This window comes from Clostridium sp. CF012 (assembly GCF_018861755.1).
Taxonomy (GTDB): Bacteria; Bacillota; Clostridia; order Clostridiales; family Clostridiaceae; genus Clostridium_AD.
On record NZ_JAHLEF010000001.1, the window covers coordinates 77365 to 101620 of the forward strand.

Genomic DNA, 24256 nt, shown 5'->3' on the forward strand with positions numbered 1-24256 from the left:
AATAATTTAATGTAATTGAATTTTGCATAAAAATGTTTTCAGTATTTGTACAACTAAAAATAATATAGATGAGGTGTTATTTTGAGTAATAAAAAAATTCTAACAGGCAATGAAGCAATAAGTAGAGGTTTTTGGGAAGGTGGCGGAATGATCGCTTCCAGTTATCCGGGATCACCTACTGTACAAATTTTAGATTCATTAAAACAATTTGAGGAAATTTATAGTGACTGGGGAACTAATGAAAAAGTAGCAATGGAAATCGCAATGGGTGGAAGTATTGCAGGTGCAAGATCAATGGTTTCTATGAAACACGTAGGCGTAAACATTGCAAGTGATCCCTTTATGACTTTTACACAAACAAAAACAAAGGGTGGACTATTACTCGTGGTAGGTGATGATCCAGGACTTTCAAGTTCACAAAATGAACAGGATAGCAGGTTTTGGGGTAAATTTGCAAATATACCCATTTTAGATCCAAGCAGTCCTCAAGAAGCAAAAGATTTTGCAATAGAAGGTTTAAAACTTAGTGAAAATTTCCATACACCAGTGCTAATAAGAATGATGAGTAGGTTATGTCATTGTAGATCAGTGGTAGAATTAGGTTCCCGAGAAGAATTGGTACCCGAGGGATTTGTACCAGAACAAGGTCGGTACAGCATGCTCCCCCCCTACTCTAACGCGCAACAATATTTTATGAAAGAAAGAATGGAAAAACTTCAAAATTACAATGAAGATTATGAATATAATTATTTAGAAGAAGGAAAAGATAAGGATTTTTTAATCATTACTTCTGGACTTATATATGAATCCTTAAAGGAATTAGAATTAGAAAACATAAGTATACTAAAATTAGGTATGATTTGGCCTCTTCCTATAGAAAAAATCAAAAAATTAAGTGAAGAATATAAAAATGTAATCGTTCTCGAAGAAATGTTACCATTTATGGAAGAACAACTTAAAATCAATGGAATTGCAGCAAAAGGCAAAGACTACTTCTCCTTTACAGGAGAAATCACTATTGAAGATATAAAAATAGGGTTAGAAAAAGCAGGGGTTTTGATAAAGCGTAAAGACTTAGAAGTATCACAAAAAGAAGAAATCATTACAAGAACTCCTATGCTATGCTCAGGATGCCCTCACAGACCTATTTTTCATATTTTAAAAGCTAACAATGCAACGGTTATAGGTGATATAGGTTGTTACTCTCTAGGAATACAGGAGCCCTTCGAAGTACATAAAACTAATATAAGTATGGGAGCCTCTCTTGGGATGGCTCTTGGGGTTGCTACCGTCCATTCAAAGATAAATAAACAAAAACCAATAGTGGCTACAATTGGAGATGGAACATTTTTTCATTCTGGAATGACTGGCTTTATACAACTTGCAAAAACCACAGAAAATATAACAGTTATTATTATGGATAACAGGACTACTGCAATGACTGGTGGCCAAAATACTCCAACTACAGGAGATTATTTTAAAGAAGAGCTTGGATATCATGTGAGTATACCCGATATTTTAAAATCTTTTGGAATAGTGGATATTACGGTAGCAGATCAATTTAAATATAAGGAAACGAAAGAAACCATTAATAATGCAATGAAAAGACCAGGTCTTTCTGTAGTTGTAACCACTCGGCCATGTGCATTGAATTTCAAAATTAAAAGTCCTCATTTTTACGTAGATGAAGATATTTGTATTAGTTGTAGAAGTTGTTTGCGTTCCAACTGCCCACCGATTTCTATGAAAATGTATCCTGGGAAGGAAAAGAAAAATTCTTATATAAATCCAGACATGTGTGTTGGTTGCTCCGTATGTTCTCAAGTTTGCCCTGTGGGTGCAATCAAATGCAGTAGTGAAAGCCATACTGAAACAAAGCAAGAAGGGGTGAACTAATATGGGAGTTACAAATATTTATATGGCTGGTGTTGGTGGACAAGGACTAGTGCTTACTACAGAAATAGTAGTAGAAGTTGCTTTCTTAGAAGGTTATGATGTAAAAAGCAATGATGTAATTGGACTATCACAAAGAGGTGGAAAAGTTTGGGGAAGCGTAAGGTTTGGTGAAAAAGTACATTCTGCTTTAATCCCTGAAGGGGAAGGAGATCTGCTCCTTGCAATGGAAGAGTTAGAAGGGTTAAGATTATCTTCCGCTTTAAAAAAAGGTGCAAAAATTATATTTAATGAGGAAATCATTTTCCCAAACAGAGTACTAATTGAAAAGGATGAATATCCAGAAAATATAAGTGAGAAACTAGTAGAAAATGGATATGAAGTTATTTCTTTAAATGCACAAGAAATAGCTAAGGACCTTGGAAATATTAAAACAGCCAACATTGTTCTTTTGGGTAGGCTCTCTAAGTATTTGCCTTTCAAAGAAGAAACTTGGTTAAAAGTTATACAAAATAAAGTCCCAGCAAAAACTGTAGAAGTAAATTTTTCTGCCTTTAAAGCTGGCAGAGAAGCATAAAAAAAACAGGGGATTCTTAATTGGAATTCCCTGTTTTTTTGACCTTTTTAATTATTATATTATATAATTTATTACTATGCATCTGTTCCAAAAATAGCTAAATTCTGATTGTCTAAAACAAACATATTATCCTTCCATTTTAGAGTATTCAATACATAGCCTAAAGCATCTGCATTGTATCTACCAGCTATTTTTTGATATGCCAATAACTCATATACTCCATTTGAATCAAAATCCACAGGATATAAGCCACTTAGCGGATTTACAAATCCGTTGATTGGCTTCTTTAGCTTTCCATTCTCGTAGTATATTTCATTTAAATAATCCGCATCTTTATTGGATATATCTATAATGTATTTTTCATTATTTTTCTTGCTGAAAACATGAACCTTGTAGTTATCTTTATAAATAACATCATATTCGTATTGCTCATTATACAAATTAAAATCAAACACTAATTGTGCTGTATTGCCAATAAAGGAATAAATGTAGTGGTACATTATTCCACCACTACCACCAGTCGTAATACCTATTAAGATATCATTCACACCATCTCCTGTAAAATCCCCTAAAAATAATGTAGGGTTGTATCCTGCATTTTCCTTGAGTGCTACACTAGTAAATCCACCGGTAATTCCATCTTGTATTACAAGGGTAATGTTTTGAGTAAATGGACTATCTGGTGTTTTAATACCTGTTAAATAGACATTATCAGGCATTCCATCGCCGTTTACATCGCCCCTTGAATAAGAGACAATACTGGGAAATATCATATTAGCTCTAAAATAACAATTATTCATAACAGCTCCTTTTTAATATAAGCATTGTATAATAGCTTACGATGAATTCGAATAATATGTTACAGTTATAAAAAAAACTTCTTATCATAAGATAAGAAGAATTATAACCATTTATTCTTTTTTATTTTCAAGAAATCTGTGCAACTCCTTAAGAGGTAATAATACCGTCTTTTATTTCAATTACTCTATCTGTTTTTATTGCTATTCTTTCATCATGAGTTATTATTATAAAAGTAGTACCAAAATTTTTATTTATATCTCTAAATATATTGTATATAGCTTCTGAAGAATTGGAGTCTAAATTTCCTGTAGGCTCATCTGCAAGTATTATTTTAGGGTTATTCATAAGTGCTCTAGCAATTGCAACTCTTTGCTGCTCTCCACCTGACAAATCATATACTTTGTTCTTAATGACCGATTTAAGTCCCACGAGTTCAAGAAGTTCTTTTGCTTTTTCATGAGATTTTCTACCACAAAATAAATTTCTAATAGCGCGAGGCATAAGCACATTTTCTATTGCATTAAACTCAGGTAATAAATAATGAAATTGAAATACAAAACCTATATCCTTATTTCTAATGGAGGCTAAAGACCTTCTGTTCATTTTGTCTATTCTTTTACCTTCCATTTCTACTTGTCCACTTGTAGGCTTGTCAAGCATTCCTATTATATTTAACAATGAAGTTTTACCACTACCGGATTCTCCTATAATTGAATTAAAGGAGCCCTTATCAATAGATAAATTTATATCACTTAATACCTGGGTTTTAACTCTTCTTCCATATATTTTATTTATATTTTTTAGTTTTATAATACTATCCATTTTTTATGACCTCCACAGGAGTTAATTTAAAGGATTTTATAGCTGGAAGAAATGCTGCGAGTGTTGATGCTAGTATGTCAATAATAGATAACTTAATTATAAAACTATAATTTATAATTATAGTAACTAAAGGTGTTCCATCCGATGAACTTGTATATCTATTAAAGCCTTTAATATATAAATAGGTTAAACCCAAACCAAGGCAAGTACCAAGTACACCTAATATAAAAGCTTGAATTAAAAATATAGCTGCAGCAGAACCGTCTTTTATTCCCATTGCCTTTAAAATGCCTATTTGCTTGTATTTCTGAACCACACTTATACTCATTATGCTTATTATACTTAAAACTGCTGCAATCATTACGGAAAGTTGTATTATTATACTACATACCTTTTCACCCATAATGGCACTTACCAATAGCTTATTTTGATCCTTCCAATTTTCTATCTTTAGATTCTTATCCGAAAGTCCTTTTTCTATTTTACTTGCAATAACATCCGCATTATAAGGATCATTTGTAGATAATTCCATGGAGGTTGCAGCATCACCAAAACCCGCTAAATCTTGAGCAGCTTTTAGATCTGTAATAACTAGTGTTTTATTAACCTTCATTGTTTCAAAATCATAAAGTCCTACCACTTTTAGGACCTTTTTTCTTCTATCTGCAGTTATTATGTAAATATCATCATTTATTTTTAAGCCTAATTTTTCACTAAGTTCCTTTCCAATTAATGTTTCTCCAGGATTTTCAATGGCTTTTCCCTTATAAATTTTATTTTTTATACTATATAATGAATCCAAATCTTTAGAAATAAAACCTCTAACTTGTATTGGTTCAGTCATGTGTTTAAAATTAATAGATGCATTATACTCCACTACAGGTGCCACTGATAATATTGTATTATCCAGTTTTTTGATCTTTTCCTCCGTTTTGTGGTAATTTTCTATTTTATTATTCTTAGGATAAATTGTTATATGAGTTGAATTGCCAACCACTTTATCGAGTAGTGAGGTTTCAAGTCCCATACTTAGTAGCCCCACGAATATTTGTACAGAAATACCTATTGCAATACCTGAAATTATTACTAATGTTTGAATTTTACTCTTTGTTAAAAATCTCCAGGCTATTTTTAATGCTGTAAACATACTGCTAGCCTCCAATATCTCTTTATTGAAGTTTTCATAACTAATTAGTTTTTGCATTAAAATTATTATACCAACTTCTAATGATTATTCTAACATATAATATCATAGCATTTTATAAACAAAGGATTAATTCACTAAATTTCGGCACTTTAACCATAAATTCGACTTAAATTGGTGATTAAATTATTCAGCGACATCTTGCCACTTGCCACGTGGGTGGCACTTTGTATATAATGGATAAGTACCTATAAGGAGAGGATTTTAATGGTTACCGATAATAAAAAAACTTTTACTAATAAAAAAATAGTGGCGTTAATAGCAACCCTATGTTGCTTTTTATGGGGAAGTGCATACCCTGCAGTAAAGAATGGGTATCTACTGCTTCGTATTGCGCCCGCAGATATTTCTTCAAAACTTGTATTTGCTGGATATAGGTTTATTCTTGCAGGAATTATTCTACTTATTGTTGCACAATTATCTGGCATAAAAATATTTGCTATTACAAAGGATGCTATTTTCAAAATATTTATTTTGGGTCTTACTCAAACAATGCTACAATATATATTTTTTTATGTAGGGCTTGCAAATACTACTGGTGTGAAGGGTTCTATTATGAACTCTATGGGCACTTTCTTCAGTGTTGTTTTAGCTCATTACCTATATAAAAACGATAAATTAAGCGCGAAAAAAATCATAGGTTGTATTGTTGGATTTCTAGGTGTCATGATAGCAAATTTCAGCATGGAATTATTCAATTTTTCTTTTAACATTGTTGGCGAAGGATTTATAGTAATTGCTGCTTTTATTTTTTCTGCTTCTGCTATTTATGGAAAGAAGCTTACTGGAAATATAGATGTAATGCTCATAACTGGATATAATCTTTTTATGGGGGGTGTTATGTTAGCCTTAATAGGACTAGCCTCTGGTGGTAGAGTGAGTCACTTCACACCTGCCTCATCAGCATTGTTAATTTATATGGCAATTTTATCAGCAACAGCCTTTTCATTATGGACCTTGCTTTTAAAATATAATAAGGTAGGAGTTGTATCCATTTATAATTTTTTAATTCCTATCTTTGGAGTAATGCTTTCTTCTATATTTTTAGGTGAAAACATTTTGGAAGTTAAGAATATGGTTGCCCTTTTGTTAGTATGTGCAGGAATTTGGATGGTAAATAAATCCAACTAAACGCCATAATCTCTAATAATCACTATGGGTCTTATTGCTGAACTTGATATGTAAATGACTGTCACTGAAATTATTAATTCAGTAACAGTCATTTATTAATTTAAATATAAAAAAGGTATATTCAGGATCATATACCTTTTTAAAATTATCTTTAATGCTATTTATACAGCTTTTAATACTTTCAGCACCTCTACGCCATGGTCATCTGGCTTAACTTTCTCGTAGCTCTTAATTATAGTTCCATTTTCATCAATAACAAATGTGGAACGTACAATTCCCATATATGTTTTACCAAACATTTTTTTCTCCTGCCATGCTCCGTAAGATTCAATAACACTATGGTCTGCATCAGTTAACAAGTAAAAAGGCAATGTATGTTTATCCTTAAATTTTTGATGTGAACTAGAGCTATCTGCACTAATCCCAATAACAACAGCTCCAGCATCCAGTATGTCATCATAGACATCTCTAAAACTACAGGCTTCCGTTGTGCAACCAGGAGTATTATCCTTTGGATAAAAATAAATAACTACTTTTTTACCCTTAAAATCACTTAGGGTTATATCCTTATTTTCCTCATTTTTCAATGTAAAACTAGGTGCTTTGTCTCCTTCTTTTATCATAGTTATAACTCCTTTCATAAACTCATTTTTTTATTTCAAAACTTACCAAGTAAATTTAGTTTAATGGCAATAAATATTATAATTCGTATCATGTAACATTATTGTTTTATTTTACAACGGAATACTCTTAAATGCAATAATAACTTCTAGTATCTAATAATAACTTTAAATATCCAATAATTAAATATTAAAATATTGATTTAAATCACATGTTTCTAAAAATATAAAAGATATAATGATCCTATAGTAAAGAAGCGTGTGCAAGTTAACAATTAATAGTTGATATATAAATTAGACAAATTTCCAATAGGAAAATAAGGAGGCCAATTATGAATAATAAATTTAAAACAGAAGATGCCATAGGTCAAATCGTTGCAGCATTTCCAGGTGCAAGTGAGGTTTTTTATAAATACAATATAGATTTTTGTTGTGGAGGAGATAGGCCATTAAGCCTAGCAATAAGCACGCAAGGTCTTGATGAAAAAGCAATAATTGAGGAGTTAAATACTAAATACCAAGGTTTTGAAGAAAACAACGAAAAATTTACGGATTGGGCAAAAGAAAGTCCAAGCAAATTAATAGAATACGTGGTAAATAATCACCATGCATATTTAAATGTAGAGTTACCAAAAATATCAAAATTACTGCTAAAGATATTAGGTGTACATGGCAAACATCATAAAGAATTGTTTAAAGTACATCGATTATTTAATAATTTAAGAACAGAGCTAGAGGAACATCTAGTTAAAGAGGAAGAATTTTTATTTCCACTTATAATAGAGTATGAAAAAGGAAAAGAAGAAAAAGTTAGAAGGGCTGCATTAGAATTCATAGATGAAATCGAACAGGAGCATACAGGTGCTGGAGATATTATAAAAGAGCTGAGAGAAATAACAGATCACTACAGTACACCTAAAGATGGATGTGGAACCTTTGAACTTACCTATAGGAATTTGCTAGAGCTTGAAGTAGATTTATTCCAGCATATACACTTGGAAAATAATATATTATTTAATAATTTTTAAAAAGAAACGTAATAAAAAAAATCAGTATAAAGACAATAGTCTTCATGCTGATTTTTTTTAATTAATTTTAATCTTCATTTCATATATGGTTATTAAATATTTAAAGTTTATATTTTATTCACCTAAATAGCAGGTTGTTACATATCATATACTATAATATTTTTTAGAGGGGATTTAATGTACAATATAAAACCAGAAATTTTTGATTTTAAATCAGTCAAAGGCATTTCTATGAAACAACTGGAGGAACATTACAAATTATATACAGGGTATGTAAGCAAATTAAATGAAATTTGGAACACTCCTTATATACCTGATAATTATACTGATAGCAATGCCACTTATTCCAAAATGCGCAGCTTAAAACTAGGAGAAACATATTCACTAAACGGTGTAAAACTTCACAATCTTTATTTTGAAAATATAGTCGGCGGCAATAACGTTCCTTATGGCCCCTTATATAATGCTATAATAAATCAGTTTTCTTCTTATGATGATTTTATCTCTTACCTTACAAATGTAGCCTTATCCATGAGAGGTTGGGTAATCCTTTCTCTTGATCTGCTTGATAACAGGCTACACATAATAGGAAGCGATTTACACGATACTGGCTCTGTATGGCTTTCTTTCCCAATATTAATCATGGACGTTTATGAGCATGCATATTTCATGGATTTTGGAACAGATAAAAGAAAATATATTTCTACTTTTATTGAAAATATAAATTGGAAGGTTTTAAATGATAGATTGCAAAAATACGTATCAACTACACAGTTTATGCAAATGAACCAACAAAGATATTGGTCCTATAGATATTTTTAATGGATCATTTTCTAATTCTAAATTGAATAAAGAGTGCAGTAAAATCTACACTCTTTATAATTGCCTGCAACTCCTATTATATAACATCATTCCACCTTTATTCAATGGGCGAAAGGACCATATCTATGGAGCACTTGAACAACTCTCCACTATTTACATCAACACAATATGCAAAATCCTCTAGTGTATATCCATCCGTGTTTAGAGTGTATAAATAGTAGGTTTTTTCATTAATATCCCTTTGTGAATCATAAAGCACCTGTAGGTTCACCTCAATTTTAACCTTCGATGTTACGATTTCCAAGCCCTTTTCTTTAGATATCCAATAATTAGATATCTCGCCACTATTACTATTAGCTATTGGTAGTTTCATACTGTTATTTTCAGTTACATTTTCTATTTCATAACTATCACTGTTACCAGCTACCGTAATCTTATATTCATTATTACTATTCACTTTATTATCATTAGACGCAGATGCAGCTATAGGTATTGATATACCTGTAACAAGTATAACTGCTGATACAACAAGTCCAATAGTAGGTATCCTCTTTTTGTTTTTAGTAATTAATGCAATAATAATCCAAACCAAAAACATAAAAAATCCAAACAAGCCAAGTGAGCTAAAAAATATAAACATAAACCCATCCCCTTATTTTTTATTTTAGATATATTCATTTATAACAATTTGGATTATGCTTGAAAATCGAGCTTTTGTTTTAGTGAATTGTATTTTTAAGCAAATTCTATAATCCTATAAATAACTCTGAATAATATAACCAATTGTCATAATATTCTTGTTATTGTTTTATTATATAACATTTTCAGTCAAATTTCAACCAATATTATTATTAATTAGTTGTAAGGATTACTATCTTAAAACATGATTAATCTTTTATAACATCTTAAAATGATAGCACTGTTAAATCTATGATAGATAGAGGACTAGTTAGAACATATAACAAAATTTTACAAGGCAATATACCAGTATTAATGACCATTGCTACAAACTAGTTAGTTTATGGTATAATGGCCTTAATTACACCAACGAGGTTACTATCATTCAAGGTCCTTATTATAAGACCTTTTAGTAATAAGTTATTTATTTTTAAAAAAGAAAATGCATTTTTAACAAACACTTTTATTTCAAAAAATAAAATATTAGGAGATGCTAAAATGTCAAATAATGAAAATAAAGTATATGAAGTCCTTAAAGAATTAAATATTAATTTTGAAAAAAGAGAACATCCTGCTGTATTCACCTGTGAAGAGGCAGAAGAGTTTACTGGTGATATGAGGGGAGTACATACTAAAAATTTATTTCTTAGAAATTACAAAGGCAACAATCATTATCTTGTTGTGACAAAGGATAGTAAAACTTTGAATATTAAAGAATTCGAAAAAAGAATAGGCGAAAAAAATATGAGTTTTGCTTCTAAAGAACGCTTAATGAAATATTTGGGATTAACTCCAGGAGGAGTTAGCATATTTGGACTAATCAATGACGAAACAAATTCTGTAAAATTAATTATGGATAAGAGTATTTTGGAAAATGAATATATTAATTCCCATCCAAATGCTAATACTGCTACAGTGAATTTATCAGTTAATGATTTAAAAAAATTTGTAAAGTGGAGTGGGAATGAAGTTGAATATTTAGATATCTAATAAAATGTTCAAGTAGGGGTAGCATACACAATAATGTTATTTCGAAGTGAAGAATAATATTTTTTAAAAAAAGCCCCCTATTGCAGATACTATACCGCAATAGGGAGCTTAATAGGTGTAAAAATACTGTGATTTAGTTTCTATTTATTGATAACTATTTCTTTTTTTTCTTTACGCCGCGTCTTTATTGATAATGATTTTTTTTCCTTCTTTACGCCAATTAGCAAACTCTGCAGCTGCAGTAAAAAGTGCATCTGTAGATGAGTTAACTGCAGTTTCACAAGAGTCTTGAACAACTCCTACTATAAAGCCTACACCAACTACCTGCATAGCAATGTCAGATGGAATTCCGAATAAGCTACATGCAAGAGGAATAAGTAATAATGAACCACCCGCAACTCCTGAAGCACCAGCAGCAGATACTGCAGATAGTACACTAAGAATTAATGCTGTAGGGAAATCCACTGGAATACCAAGTGTGTTAACTGCTGCAAGTGTTAACACAGAAATTGTAACAGCTGCACCAGCCATATTAACAGTAGAACCTAATGGAATAGATACAGAATAAGTATCTTTGTCTAAACCAAGACTTTCACACAATTTCATGTTTACAGGGATGTTTGCAGCTGAGCTACGTGTAAAGAATGCAGTAATACCACTTTCTCTTAAGCATTTAAACACAAGTGGATATGGGTTTTGACGAATACAATAGAATACGATAATTGGATTCATAATAAGAGCTACAAACGCCATACTACCTACAAGAAGTATAAGTAATTTTCCATAGCTTACTAATGCTACGAGACCACTTGTAGCAATAGCATCAAATACTAGTCCCATGATTCCAAGTGGTGCAAAGCTTATAACCCATATAACCACTTGAGATAATGCATCTGAAAAATTATTAATCATTGATTTTGTTGAAGTTGCTGCATTTTTCAAGGCAAACCCAAGAATTATCGCCCATGATAATATACCAATATAGTTAGCACTGGAAAGTGCTTTTACTGGATTATCTACAAGGTTTAATAATAATGATTTAAGAACCTCAACCACACCACTAGGTGGTGTAACCTCCGTAACGCCTGCAACAAGTGTTAAGCTTAATGGGAACATAAAGCTCGCAACTACTCCAACAAATCCAGCGAAAAGTGTTCCTACAGCATAAAGAACTACAATAGATTTTATATTAGTCTTATGCCCAGCCTTATGTTGAGAAATAGCTCCCATTACCAAAAATAATACCAATATCGGTGCAATCGCTTTCAGAGCACCTACAAATAAAGAACCAAAAATAATGACAAATTTTGCTTTTTCTGGAACCGTTAATGCCAAGATAACACCAATAATTAAACCAATAATTATTTGTTTAACTAAACTAATTTGATTCCACTTACTCATGAGTTTTTTCATAAATTAATTTCCTCCTCAGATTTGATAGAAATGAACTTGTGCACAGCCTCTTTAGATAAACAATCATTCGACATATTATTCTCAATACTCTGCGATAAAAATAATTCTACCACAAATTTTAACTCATGGGAAGTAAAAATTTTAGCATTGAATCTTGGCAACTTACCATTCCAAACCTAGTTGTACTACAACTTTGGATACAATGTAAAATTTTTCATAATTAATTATAAGAAGTCTGATATTAATCCCATATAAATCTACAACTAGAAATATAGATTATTATTATAATTTAAAAATACAGTTACCGAAATATTTTCAGTCACTTTATTTATCCTTAAATAACCATATTAAAAACAGAATGAACTAATTTTCATTTCCAAAAATCATAAATTTTCTTCCTTTTACTTCAGGATGTCTTAGAAGAAATAGGATGAACCAACTTGCTAGTATTAAGCCTTTTAAGACACTGCTAAGGCTTATGCTCCACCATACCCCACTCAGTCCTAGCACCGTTGACAATAAGAGCGCTCCTGGAATTCTCATAGCATTTAGCACAATGCCTACTATTGACGGAGGAATTGTCCTTCCAAGACCATTAAAGGCTCCTGCAGTTGTTATTTCTATGCACATAAATAGCTGTGAAACTCCAAGTATTCTCAAATATATTATTCCATCCTTTATTACCGCTTCCTCTGAAATAAAAATAGAAAAAATAGGTTCGGGAAAAAATATTAAAAGACAGGATGTCATTGTTCCAATAACTGCAATAATACCTAGATCAGTAAAATAACCCTTATATATTCTATCCCATTTTTTCGCCCCAAAATTTTGCCCTACAAATGCACTTAGAGCAGTTTGGAAACCTCCAGCTGTCATCCAAGATATTGATTCTATTTGTGCCCCCACGCTTTGCACAGCAATGGGAGTTGATCCCCACCGAGAAAGTATCCTTGCTATTATCATTGCTATAAACGTAAATACGCCGCTTTGAATAGCAACAGGCATGCCAAACTTAACAATTTTTCTCATATGCTTCCAATCAGGTTTTTGCAGAAAATTTAATCCAACAAAATAATCGATTTTCTTTATGATTACAAAAATAAAAACTATTGTTACAACAAACTGCGCAAAAATTGTTGCAACAGCTGCTCCTGGAACTCCCATTCTTGGAAATGGTCCAAGACCTAATATCAAAATAGGATCAAGTATTATATTAACCATAAGCCCAATTGTGTTTATTCTAAAAGGCGTATGACTGTCTCCATGTCCATTAAATATTGCTGTAAGTACAGGGGTGTCCATCATAATTTCCACAAATTTTTTTTAAACCTTATTTAAATATAAAAGGCTCATGGAATAATATAAAATCCATGAGCCAATGTATATAAATTTAATAATAGATGAAGTATATAACTTAATTTTTTGGCTATATTAAAGTTACAAGGATAATATTTAAGACAAGTTCATATAATATTATGGCATGAAATATAATGGAGGAAAAAATGTTTAATAAAAAAAATAAAATTGAAAATAAAAGATTTAAAACTGAAGATACTTATCCTGATGCAATGGCGGTAAGTAGTAAAATAATTGTAGATAAAGGAACTATAACATACTATTTGATTAATATTATAGATTACGCTGGAGGAACCACTGTATTATTAGATAAAGAAGGTAATCCTATGCTTTCACAAGTAAAGCTATAATATTTTTATACTGGAGTATAAAATAGCACCCATTTCAGAGTGCCTACACTGATTTTGTATTTTTATTCATCAGTTCTTCTATTTCACTAGCTGACATGGGTTTATAATAGTAGTACCCTTGTATTTCGTCGCACATTTGCTCTCTCAGAAAATCTAGCTGCTGCTTTGTTTCTACTCCTTCAGCAATTACCTTTAATCCTAGATTTTTAGCGAGTACAATTATAACTTTAATAATTGCTTCATCCTTGTGATTTATGTTTATACCTTGAATAAACGACATAGCAATTTTTATTTTATCTACTGGTAATTGCTTAATGTAATTTAAGGAGGAATATTCTGTTCCAAAATCATCTATTGCAATAATTACTCCAAGTTCTTTTAATTGTTTTAAAGATTCAATGATATATTCTGGTTCCTTTATAATTATGTTTTCTGTTATTTCTAATTCTAATTTTTTTGGATCTAGATCTGTTTGTGTTAAAATTTCAGTGATTTCTTGAACTATTTTTATGTTTTGAAATTGATTTACCGAAAGGTTCACTGCAATGGGTACATTTAATATTCCCACATTCTGCCATGCCTTGTTTTGACTACAGGCACTTCTTATTACCCATTCACCAATTGGAAGTATAAGTCCAGTCTTTTCAGCTATATATATAAATTCCCCTGGATTTACTATTCCGAGTTCTGTGTTATGCCATCTAATTAATGCTTCCAGGCCTATAATTTCCCCTGATACTATATTTACTTGAGGTTGATAATATAATTCTAGTTCATTTCGCTCTAGTGCATGATATAAACTATTGGTTAATTTCATTTCTTCAATCAAGCTATTTTTAACAATTGAAGTACAAAGTTAAAAATTATTTCTACCTTCTTCTTTTGCTTTATACATTGCAATATCAGCTTAACAAAAAAACCACTGAAATATTTATATATTTCAGTAGTTTAATTAGTAACGCAGTGGACAATTTGCTATCACGGTGGCTTAGATTTGATGATTTTGAAAGTTAACCGTTACCTTACAGATTTCGCATCTTAATAACTTTCTTATACCATAATGCACTATCCTTCAAAATTCTTTCTTGAGTATCATAATCCACATACACCATTCCAAAACGCTTTGAATATCCATATGCCCATTCAAAATTATCCATAAAAGACCATAAATAGTAGCCTTTAAAATTTCCACCGACCTCGATAAATCTTTGTATCACCTCAAGATGAGCTTTAATAAAGTTTATTCTATCTATATCATGAACCTTATTATCCTCTGTTACTTTATCTTCAAAAGCAGCACCATTTTCGGTAATGTATAATGGTAGTCTTGTAAATTCAACCTTTATTCTTATAAGTAATTCATACAATGAATCAGGACAAATTTCCCACCCCATTGCAGTTTTTTCTTTCCCACCATCAATCCCCTTAAACTTAAGTTCCGAATCGGCACAATATTCTATTTTACCGCTACTGTAATAGTTTATACCTAAAAAATCCATATCAGTAGATATAATATCTAAATCTCCCTCTAAAATAAAATCTAGTTGTCCAACCATTCCCTCATATAATTCAATCATGTCTTTTGGATAGCTACCCTTAAGCACTGGATCCAAAAACCATCTATTTACAAATCCATCACTTATTTTTGTGGCTACTATATCCTCTTCTTTTTTTGAAGCTTCATATGCAGGTGTTAAATTCAAGGTGATCCCTATACTACTATTTGCAAATTGAAACTTTCTAAAAGCTCTTACTACTTGGCCATGAGATAATAGCAAATGGTGTGACACCCTTAGTGCTTTTTTTAAGTCTTTATTTCCCGGTGCATGTATTCCTATATAATTTCCAAGCAAAGATGCACAAAAGGGTTCATTATGCGTTATCCACAAAGATACCTCCTTTCCCAATTCTTCAAAGACTTTTATGCAATAATCTTGAAACCAGTATACACACTCTCTATTCTCCCATCCGCCTAAATCCTGAGCCCATTGTGGTAAATCCCAATGATATAAGGTCAAAGCTGGAATGATTTCTTTCTCTTTTAATTCCCTGATTATATCTTTATAGAATTTTATTCCTTCTGGGTTATATTCACCCTTTGAAGGGAATATTCTTGGCCAAGATATAGAAAGTCTATAGGAATCTACCCCTATTTCTTTTAAAATCTTTACGTCTTCTTTAAACCTATGGTAATGATCACAAGCTATGTCTCCAGTATGTCCACAATAAGTTTTTTTTTCGGTTTTTGAAAAGGTATCCCAAATAGAGGGTGTTCTTCCACCTTCATTAAATCCACCCTCTATTTGGTACGCTGCTGTAGCTGTTCCAAATATGAAATCATTTTTAAATTTGTCCATCCTTATGCCTCCTGTTTAAACTCGCATTTAGCAAAATAAATTGGTATAAAAATTACCCCTTTACTCCTCCTATTGTTAGTCCTCCCACTATTTTCTTTGATAAGAAAATAAATGCTATCATTATAGGTACAATGGAAATAGCTACACCTGCAAAAACTGCACCATATTCTGTTTGGTATGTTCCTCTAGCTAGCATTACCATTATAGGAAGTGTAAATTTCTTAGGGTCAAATAGTAATATAAGTGGTATTAAAAAGTTATTCCAAGTGTTAATAAAAGTAAATATAGACATTGTAGCAACAGATGGAAATATTAAAGGTAAAACTATCCTGTTAAATATTTTTAACTCATTGCACCCGTCTATTCTAGCAGCTTCTATAAGTGAATTGCTAATTGCTCCATCTGTATATCCTTTAATGAAGAATACCGCAGCTGGGCTTGCAATAGCAGGTATAATTAGTGGCAAATAAGAATCAAGTAATTTAAAAGTTTTTACTAATTGAAATAATCCTATCATACCTAATTGTGTAGGTATCATCATTGTACCCAATAGTATCCAAAAGAGAATGGTATTACCTTTAAATTTGAACTTAGAAAAACCATAGGCAGTTACCGCACTAAAATAACCACTTACAACTGTAACACAACTTGCTATTATTAAACTGTTAAAAAGCCCCTTCCAAATAGGTTGACTTTCTAGTAACCTTTTGTAATTTGCCATAAGTGCAGTTCCAGGTTTTAAAGACAAAGTTGTAGCTATTTCTCCATTAGTATGGGTGGCATTAATTATCATGATAAAAAAAGGCAAAAAGCATATTATGGCAAGGGCTATCAAAGCTATATACGAAAGTGTTTTCTTTATAATACTACTTATTGATTTTGTATTTGTTTTTAATATATTATTATTTTTCATCCCTTCACCTCTATTCGTAATCAGCATTTTTGTTTATAAACTTAAAAGATATTAGCGCAAATACAAGTATTATTACAAATAATGCATATCCCACAGCAGCACCATACCCATAGTTATTGTTTACAAATGCAGTCCTGTAAAGATACATTACCATAGTCATAGTTGCATTATTAGGGTCTCCTGCTCCCTTTGATAGTGCATAAGGTATATCAAAAGATTGCATTCCACCTATTAATGAGGTTATAAAAGAAAATAAAATTGTTGGTCTTAGTAATGGAATTGTTATTGACCAAAAAGTTTGTATTTTAGATGCCCCATCAACAGTTGCAGCTTCATAAAGTTCTTCAGGTATATTTTTAATTCCCGCCATGAATATTATCATGCTATATCCAAACCACATCCAAAAGGAAGTAAATGACACTATTCCTCTCGAGTAATTTTCACTCATTAGAAAGTTTATCGGTTCCTTTATTAAATGAATATTCATAAGTATCTTATTAACTGAACCTGCTTGCCAATCAAATAAGAAAGCAAACAAAATACCAATTGAAGTTGCAGTAACTAGATTAGGAAAGAAATATACTGCTCTAAAAATATCTTTACCTTTTAATCTTGCTTCATTTAACACTACAGCCAAGGTTAACGCTAAAATCATTTGAGGAATAACCCCTCCAAGCCACATGATCCAGGTATTAGCTATGGTCTTTATAAAAATCTTATCTGAAAACAACCTTGAGTAATTTGCCAGGCCCACAAACTTAATATTTTTCGACATACCGTCCCATTTAATAAAACTCACATAAAAAGAATAAATCATAGGATATAATTGAAAAATTAAAAAGGTTATAAAAAATGGAGAAATAAACAATAGTCCGTATTTTTCTTTATTTATTTTAGCCTTATCCAAAGTAACACCCCCTATTTAAAAAGCCTTATTAATTGTAAACAGTTAATAAGGCTTTTTTATTTATCTTCTTAGATATCTTATAAATTAATCTACTTGCATGTCAGGATATGCACTTTTTACAGCAGCTTTAAAGGCTTTAAGCATTGCATCTTTAGAAGCTGTTTTCCCTAAAATTAACAAGTCCACTTCTTTGTTCCAAGCATTGTTAATTGTATCATCATATTCTGTGAATAATTTACCATTAACACCCTTGACAAGTTCTGTATAAGCTTTGTATACATTTTGTCCCTTTAGGTATTTATTATTTCCATCAGCAGAGCTTGACAATGCTGCTTGAACATATGTGTTATTCATGAAATCACCCTTATCTTTAGCTTGTGCTGCCATGAAGTCTGCATCTGAAGTTATATACTTAACAAACTGCCAAGCATTATCTTTTTGTGTACTCTTGCTTGATACTCCAAGCCAAGTTCCGCCCCAATAATAAGGTGTTGGAGCCTGTACGAATGCATAGTCCCCCTCTAACTTTGGAGCATTTATTCCTAAAACAAAAGGAAGTCCCCAGGTTGGAAGCATGTATCCAAATGTAGTTTTATCTGACATAGATCCAGTCCAAGCTGGTGTCCATTGATTAAATTTAGCATCTAAACCTTCTTTTCTAATTGTAGTTGCTTGATCAACATAATCTATCATCTTTTGATCGATAACTAATTTATTATCTTTTACCCAGCCCTCAGTACGACTACCAATAGCGACATTTACTAATTCATTATAACCAGCTAATAACTTAACAGCTCCAGAACTTTTCTCTTTAAGCGTTTGCCCTAATTTAATAAAGTCTTCTGTTGTTGCCATCATCTTTTGAATATCCTCAGGGTTGTCTGTACCAAGATATTGCTTAGCGATGCTTCTCTTATAGAAGAACCCGCCTGGCGTTGCCTGCCAAGTTAAAGCTCTAATTGACTTATCTTCATCATTTCGTCCCAAATCTATAGTATATGGTACCATTTTGCCTATAAGTTTTTCTGCATTATACGGTGCTTTTGACAAGTCCTCATAGAAATCTAAATTTGTAAATTTCTTTACATATGCAGCTTCTGATAAGAAAACGTCAGGTACTCCTACTCCAGCACTCATTGTAGATGAAATTTTAGTTGTATATGCACTATTGTCATTTGGTATTGATACAAGCTCCACCTTAATATTAGGATATACTTTGTTAAACTTATCGATGATACCTAAATCTTTAAGTTCAGTATTCCAGGACCAAATTTTTATAGTTCCTTTGTAATCTGATGGTAACCTGGTATCCCCTTCAGTTACAGCTGGAGCTGGAGCTGCAGTTGGAGCTGGAGTTTTAGATCCACAACCAGCTAACATTGAAGTAACCATCATTGTTGATAGTGTTAACATTGCAATTCTCTTCAAATAATTTTTTTTCATTATTGTCCCCCCTTAAATATTTGGTTTATCTATTAATAAATAACACCCTTAATCGGATATTATAGTACTAACAAGTTATTAATAAACTCGCGTTTATTAATAATTAAAGAAAATGTAAAACAATTTACTTTAGGGTCTTACATGAATTTCTTTGGATCAAATCAATAGGTAAGGTATAATTTGCTGAAAAATTCGAATTATTCTCTATAGATGTTATTAGTGTATTTGTTGCTATTGAAGCCATTTCAAGTAAATTCATTTTTACAGTAGTTAATGATGGGCTTATATACCTTGCAACCTCTATATCATCAAAGCCTACTATAGAGATATCTTCTGGCACTCTTAAATTAGCTTCTTGAATTGCTTGAAGCGCTCCAATTGCCATGTTATCATTTCCACAAAATATTGCAGTAGGGATTTCCTTTTGGAGCAATTTTTTTGTAGCATTAAAACCTCCACTGATAGTAAAATCACCTTTAACAATTAAGTTGTTTTTTATAGGAATTCCCGCATCTGTTAGTGCTTTTTTATAAGCGTCCAATCTTTCCATAGCAGATAAATGTTCTGATACTCCCATTATATGTGCAATTTTAGAATGTCCAAGGCTAATTAAATAATTAGTAGCTTTATATGCTCCACAATAATTATCAGCATTAACAATTATACATTTTGTATAAACTTCTTCATCTAATTTCACAGATTGGTCCAAAAGTGCCACTCGATAACCAGAATTTATAATTTCTTTTATTTCTGGCTCTCCGTTTTTTTCTCCAATAAAAATTCCACCAGATATTGTCTTATTATAAAAAGTTTCTTTTACTTTTTTGTAATCCTTTTGTTTACTTACAATGGAAACAAGTACGTTATAACCCATTTTGCTCGCATTATCTATAACTGAACCGGTAAAGGGTGTAAAGTAAGAACTACCAGTAACCTGTTTACCGTTAGAATCAACCTTCATATCAATTATAAAAAGACCAATTACTCTATTTTTAACTCCTGCAAGCATTCTAGCTGACGCGTGCGGTACATAATTGTTTTCCTTGATTATTTGTTGAATTCTTTTTCTAGTATCTTCTGGAACATTGTCATAATTATTAATTACCCTTGAAACAGTGCTTCTTGAAACTCCTGCAATTTTCGCTATATCTATACTGTTCATATCAGCACCTCTTCAGAATGATTTTAAACGCGTGTTTATAATATAATAATACATTATTTTCTAATAGATTTCAAGTTCATTTAAGTTGATTTAACTTTAAATATCCTACTTTAAATGGTATTTTCTTCATTTATATCCAAATTGCTCTGTTTCTTTGAAAATCGTTTACACATGTTATTAAAATTCTCTAATATCTCTTTAAGCATTTGACTCAGCTAGCATCGATATATTACTTATATTATTTGATAAAGCTGAACATTTAAGTATCGCTATTTGCCCATTTCTATTTCTATTTTATGTGCAGCCCCATCACCAAATATAGGTAGTATTTTCTGCTTTATAATTTCTCCATCTACTTTTATTATTTTAATGCCCTTTGAAACATGCTGTGGATTTTTAACTTCAATGTTGTAGGTGTCTCCTCTATATACTCTCACAACCTTAAACCCATTCATTGCGCTGGGAATGCAAGGATTTACACAAAGTCCATCATATTCGGGTTTAACCCCCAATATCCACTGAGTAACAGCAAAATAATTCCAAGCAGCTGTTCCTGTAAGCCAAGAGTTTTTAGCTTCTCCATGCCTTACTGCATCTTTTCCAGCTACCATTTGTGAATAAACATAAGGTTCAGTTCTATGGATTTCGCTTATTTCCTCAACGTAGGCTGGAGCTATTCTCTTATACAAATCAAAGGCTCTATCTCCTCTACCTAGAACAGTTTCTGCAATCATTATCCACGGGTTATTGTGGCAGAAGATACCTCCATTTTCCTTATATCCTGGTGGATAAGATGAAATTTCGCCAATGTTTACATCATACTTACTATAAGCTGGGGATTGAAGCATGATACCATACTTAGTGTCCAATCTTTCCTTAACAGAATCTAACGCTTTTAATGCTAACCCTTCTTCTACACCGATACCTGCCATCACGCAAAAACCTTGTGATTCGATATATATCTGGCCCTCTTCACATTTTTTACTACCCACCTTATTACCAAATGCATCATATGCTCTTAAAAACCACTCTCCATCAAAACCATTTTCTATAACATTCTTTCTCATAACCTCAATGTGATTTTGTGCTATTATGGCTTCTTTATTTAATCCTCGCCTCTTGCATAACTCTACATATTCAGGCCCAATAAACACAAACATTCCAGCTATTAGCACAGATTCAGCAACTCTGCCATCTGGATCTCCAAAGGTTTGAAAAGACTCATCAGGTTCTTTAGAAAAACAATTTAAATTCAAGCAATCATTCCAATCAGCTCTTCCGATTAGTGGAAGTCCATTAGGTCCAAGATTATTAATAACATGATAAAAAGACCGTTTTAAATGCTCCATTAATGTGCCTTTTATATTATCATCACAATTGAATGCCACGTGTTCATTAAGAATATTAAAATCTCCAGTTTCCTTTATATAGGCGGCTGTACCTAAAATTAACCATAATGGATCATCATTAAAGCCCCCTCCAACTTCAAAGTTCCCCTTTTTAGTCAGAGGTTGATATTGATGATAAGCTCCACCATCTTCAAATTGTGTTGCAGCTATATCTAATATTCTTTCTCTCGCTCTTTCAGGAATTTGATGTACAAACCCAAGTAAGTCTTGATTAGAGTCCCTAAATCCCATGCCTCTTCCAATTCCGGACTCAAAATATGACGCACTTCTGGACATATTAAAAGTTACCATACACTGATAGGGATTCCATATATTCACCATACGGTTTAACTTATCATCATCACTGTTTATACTATATTTTGATAATAAATTCTCCCAATATTTACTCAAAGCCTCGAGTCCATCTTCTACTTGAAGATCCGTGCTAAATTTAGCTATCATAGCTTTAGCCTTAGACTTATTAATAACACCAGGACTTTCCCACTTTTGCTCTTCTTCATTTTCTACATATCCAATTATAAAGATTAAACTTATTTCTTCACCAGGTTTAAGCTTTAATACTTTACTATGTGAGGCTACAGGTGACCATCCACTAGCCACAGAATTATTAGATTTTCCTTGAGTAACTGCTTGAGGTGAATCAAACCCATTATACAATCCAAGAAATGACTCTCTATCACTATCAAATCCATCTATGTCTGTATTAGTAGAGTAGAATGAATAATGATTTCGTCTTTCTCTATATTCAGTTTTATGATAGATTACAGAATTATCCATTTCTACTTCACCGGTACTAAAGTTTCTTTGAAAATTAGTCATATCATCATAAGCATTCCATAAACAGAACTCAATAAATGAAAAAATTGTGATTTTCTTAGACTCACTTGAGGTATTTTTTATTTTAAGTCTATTTACTTCCCCATGATACTTTAAAGGTACAAACATCAATTGTTCTACTTCAATACCCTTTCTTTGACTTTTAATTTTAGTGTATCCAAGTCCATGCCTACATTCATAGGAATCTAATTCAGCTTTTACTGGCATATATCCTGGTGTCCAAACATCCCCTCCATCATTTATGTAATAGTATCTTCCCCCATTATCAACTGGTGTACTATTATACCTATATCTAGTCAGACGTCTAAGACGAGCATCCTTATAAAAACAATACCCACCGCTAGTATTTGAAATTAGCGAGAAAAAGTCCTCTGTTCCAAGATAATTAATCCACGGATACGGAGTCTTAGGAGTACTAATAACATATTCTTTTTTAAAGTCATCGAAATAGCCAAATTTCATAGTTCATCCCCCCTTATATTTGAATAATTCTATTTTATATAGAATCCACAAATATATCAATTATCATAGGAGCTAAAATTACCTCTCTTGCTTAGATTACATTTAATTAACGCGCGTTTTTAAGATATTCTATAGTTTTAACATTTATTTAAAAAATGCAAAACCAAACACCAGATACATTTCCATCTGGTGCTTATAACATATATTCAATTTATTGTTATACTCATTTAGAACCTGGAAGTTTCTGTTTGCTGCATATTTTAAATTTTTAAGTTTTTATATAAATTTTCTAAAGGCTTTCCCTCAATGTTTAAACTCTCGTCACCATTTTCACCAATATGGTTTTTTTCAATAAAAGTTTTCTTGGTATCTTTCTCATTTTCAGTTTTCTCAGTTCTAACATCATTATTCTTTGATTTCTCTAACAGGTTATCAATATGCGATGCCATAGCCGCTGGTTCAGTTGTAGGTTCATATCTATCAGCTATATTGCCATCCCTGTCAATAAGGAATTTGGTGAAATTCCATTTAACAGAATTCTCTTCTAGAAACTTAGGGTAGTTTTCCTTAAGAAAGTTATTAAATTTTTTCTCATTAGGTTGCTCTAGATCAAACCCTTTAAAAGTCGTTTTTTCTGTCAAATATCTGAAGAGTGGTTGAGCATTTTCTCCTCTTACATCATTCTTCTTAAACAGTTGAAAACTCACTCCATAATTAAGTGTACAGAATTTTTTTATTTCCTGGCTTTCACCAGGTTCCTGCCCAGCGAATTGATTGCTTGGAAAGCCTAGTATTTCAAAGCCTTTATCCTTGTACTGTTCATAAAGTTTCTCCAAACCCTCGTATTGTGGTGTAAAGCCACATTCACTCGCTGTATTAACTATAACCAGTACCTTTCCCCTATATTGTTCCATTGATACTTCATCGCCATCGATTGTAATTGCGTTAAAATTATAAATTGACATACATTATCCCTCCATTTCATATAAATTTAAACACTTTCATTTATTTCATCATATTAATTATAAGAAATTGATAATTGATAAAACCAGACTTGGCGTTTTTTGCAGAACATTTAGAA

Annotated in this window: 21 protein-coding genes and 1 pseudogene; 7 read left to right on the forward strand and 15 right to left on the reverse strand. The window is 31.7% G+C overall.

Annotation, left to right across the window (positions count from 1 at the left end):
• Window positions 1-81: 81 nt before the first annotated feature.
• Both KPL50_RS00405 and KPL50_RS00410 read left to right on the forward strand, forming a co-directional pair.
• Window positions 82-1896 carry an indolepyruvate ferredoxin oxidoreductase subunit alpha gene (locus KPL50_RS00405; RefSeq protein ID WP_216296464.1) on the forward strand — a complete coding sequence of 605 codons (1815 nt, stop codon included), beginning with the start codon at window positions 82-84 and terminating at the stop codon, window positions 1894-1896.
• Window position 1897: 1 nt separating this feature from the next.
• Entirely contained in the window at window positions 1898-2470 is a 573-nt protein-coding gene (locus KPL50_RS00410; RefSeq protein WP_216296465.1) for an indolepyruvate oxidoreductase subunit beta, read from the forward strand.
• A 74-nt stretch (window positions 2471-2544) separates the two neighbouring features.
• On the opposite strand, the gene KPL50_RS00415 is transcribed toward KPL50_RS00410, so the two are convergent.
• The 3 genes from KPL50_RS00415 to KPL50_RS00425 all read right to left on the reverse strand — a co-directional run bounded on the left by KPL50_RS00415 (window position 2545) and on the right by KPL50_RS00425 (window position 5297).
• Window positions 2545-3270, reverse strand: a complete 726-nt coding sequence (locus KPL50_RS00415) for an FG-GAP-like repeat-containing protein (RefSeq protein WP_216296466.1) — start codon at window positions 3268-3270, stop codon at window positions 2545-2547.
• A 148-nt stretch (window positions 3271-3418) separates the two neighbouring features.
• Window positions 3419-4093: an ABC transporter ATP-binding protein gene (locus KPL50_RS00420; protein WP_216296467.1), complete on the reverse strand. Its 675-nt coding sequence runs from the start codon at window positions 4091-4093 to the stop codon at window positions 3419-3421.
• A complete protein-coding gene (locus KPL50_RS00425) occupies window positions 4086-5297 on the reverse strand; it encodes an ABC transporter permease (RefSeq protein WP_253200390.1) in 1212 nt (403 codons plus the stop codon). The genes KPL50_RS00420 and KPL50_RS00425 overlap by 8 nt, the downstream gene beginning before the upstream one ends.
• A gap of 207 nt (window positions 5298-5504) precedes the next feature.
• On the opposite strand from KPL50_RS00425, the gene KPL50_RS00430 reads away from it, so the two are divergent.
• Complete coding sequence (locus tag KPL50_RS00430) at window positions 5505-6428, forward strand: DMT family transporter (RefSeq protein WP_216296468.1); 924 nt, start codon at window positions 5505-5507, stop codon at window positions 6426-6428.
• Between the two features lie 161 nt (window positions 6429-6589).
• On the opposite strand, the gene bcp is transcribed toward KPL50_RS00430, so the two are convergent.
• Window positions 6590-7051: a thioredoxin-dependent thiol peroxidase gene (bcp, locus tag KPL50_RS00435; protein ID WP_216296469.1), complete on the reverse strand. Its 462-nt coding sequence runs from the start codon at window positions 7049-7051 to the stop codon at window positions 6590-6592.
• 329 nt (window positions 7052-7380) lie between these two features.
• Between bcp and ric the strand changes: the two genes are divergently transcribed.
• Both ric and KPL50_RS00445 read left to right on the forward strand, forming a co-directional pair.
• A complete protein-coding gene (ric, locus tag KPL50_RS00440) occupies window positions 7381-8076 on the forward strand; it encodes an iron-sulfur cluster repair di-iron protein (protein WP_216296470.1) in 696 nt (231 codons plus the stop codon).
• 177 nt (window positions 8077-8253) lie between these two features.
• Complete coding sequence (locus tag KPL50_RS00445) at window positions 8254-8898, forward strand: superoxide dismutase (protein ID WP_216296471.1); 645 nt, start codon at window positions 8254-8256, stop codon at window positions 8896-8898.
• 97 nt (window positions 8899-8995) lie between these two features.
• On the opposite strand, the gene KPL50_RS00450 is transcribed toward KPL50_RS00445, so the two are convergent.
• Complete coding sequence (locus KPL50_RS00450; protein WP_216296472.1) at window positions 8996-9538, reverse strand: hypothetical protein; 543 nt, start codon at window positions 9536-9538, stop codon at window positions 8996-8998.
• Between the two features lie 536 nt (window positions 9539-10074).
• Between KPL50_RS00450 and KPL50_RS00455 the strand changes: the two genes are divergently transcribed.
• Window positions 10075-10566 (forward strand): prolyl-tRNA synthetase associated domain-containing protein, encoded by a 492-nt coding sequence (locus tag KPL50_RS00455; protein WP_216296473.1) that lies wholly within the window; start codon window positions 10075-10077, stop codon window positions 10564-10566.
• A gap of 171 nt (window positions 10567-10737) precedes the next feature.
• Here KPL50_RS00455 and sstT read toward each other — a convergent pair whose 3' ends face one another.
• Both sstT and KPL50_RS00465 read right to left on the reverse strand, forming a co-directional pair.
• Window positions 10738-11979 (reverse strand): serine/threonine transporter SstT, encoded by a 1242-nt coding sequence (gene sstT, locus KPL50_RS00460; protein WP_216296474.1) that lies wholly within the window; start codon window positions 11977-11979, stop codon window positions 10738-10740.
• A 363-nt stretch (window positions 11980-12342) separates the two neighbouring features.
• Window positions 12343-13284, reverse strand: coding sequence for an MATE family efflux transporter (locus KPL50_RS00465; protein WP_216296475.1), 942 nt, complete (start codon window positions 13282-13284; stop codon window positions 12343-12345).
• Window positions 13285-13481: 197 nt separating this feature from the next.
• On the opposite strand from KPL50_RS00465, the gene KPL50_RS00470 reads away from it, so the two are divergent.
• Entirely contained in the window at window positions 13482-13685 is a 204-nt protein-coding gene (locus KPL50_RS00470; protein WP_216296476.1) for a DUF6440 family protein, read from the forward strand.
• Between the two features lie 43 nt (window positions 13686-13728).
• On the opposite strand, the gene KPL50_RS00475 is transcribed toward KPL50_RS00470, so the two are convergent.
• From KPL50_RS00475 to KPL50_RS00510, 8 genes and pseudogenes are all read right to left on the reverse strand, one after another.
• Window positions 13729-14502, reverse strand: coding sequence for a bifunctional diguanylate cyclase/phosphodiesterase (locus KPL50_RS00475; protein ID WP_216296477.1), 774 nt, complete (start codon window positions 14500-14502; stop codon window positions 13729-13731).
• Window positions 14503-14707: 205 nt separating this feature from the next.
• On the reverse strand, window positions 14708-16042 hold the full coding sequence (locus KPL50_RS00480; RefSeq protein WP_216296478.1) for a GH1 family beta-glucosidase: 1335 nt from the start codon (window positions 16040-16042) through the stop codon (window positions 14708-14710).
• A gap of 52 nt (window positions 16043-16094) precedes the next feature.
• Window positions 16095-16955 carry a carbohydrate ABC transporter permease gene (locus tag KPL50_RS00485; RefSeq protein ID WP_216296479.1) on the reverse strand — a complete coding sequence of 287 codons (861 nt, stop codon included), beginning with the start codon at window positions 16953-16955 and terminating at the stop codon, window positions 16095-16097.
• Between the two features lie 10 nt (window positions 16956-16965).
• Window positions 16966-17862: a carbohydrate ABC transporter permease gene (locus KPL50_RS00490; RefSeq protein WP_253200391.1), complete on the reverse strand. Its 897-nt coding sequence runs from the start codon at window positions 17860-17862 to the stop codon at window positions 16966-16968.
• Window positions 17863-17946: 84 nt separating this feature from the next.
• Window positions 17947-19305 (reverse strand): ABC transporter substrate-binding protein, encoded by a 1359-nt coding sequence (locus tag KPL50_RS00495; protein WP_216296480.1) that lies wholly within the window; start codon window positions 19303-19305, stop codon window positions 17947-17949.
• Between the two features lie 124 nt (window positions 19306-19429).
• Window positions 19430-20467, reverse strand: a complete 1038-nt coding sequence (locus KPL50_RS00500; RefSeq protein WP_216296481.1) for a LacI family DNA-binding transcriptional regulator — start codon at window positions 20465-20467, stop codon at window positions 19430-19432.
• A 269-nt stretch (window positions 20468-20736) separates the two neighbouring features.
• Window positions 20737-23175: a GH36-type glycosyl hydrolase domain-containing protein gene (locus KPL50_RS00505; RefSeq protein WP_216296482.1), complete on the reverse strand. Its 2439-nt coding sequence runs from the start codon at window positions 23173-23175 to the stop codon at window positions 20737-20739.
• A 422-nt stretch (window positions 23176-23597) separates the two neighbouring features.
• A pseudogene (locus tag KPL50_RS00510) lies at window positions 23598-24140 on the reverse strand (glutathione peroxidase); the annotation flags it as partial.
• Window positions 24141-24256: the final 116 nt, after the last annotated feature.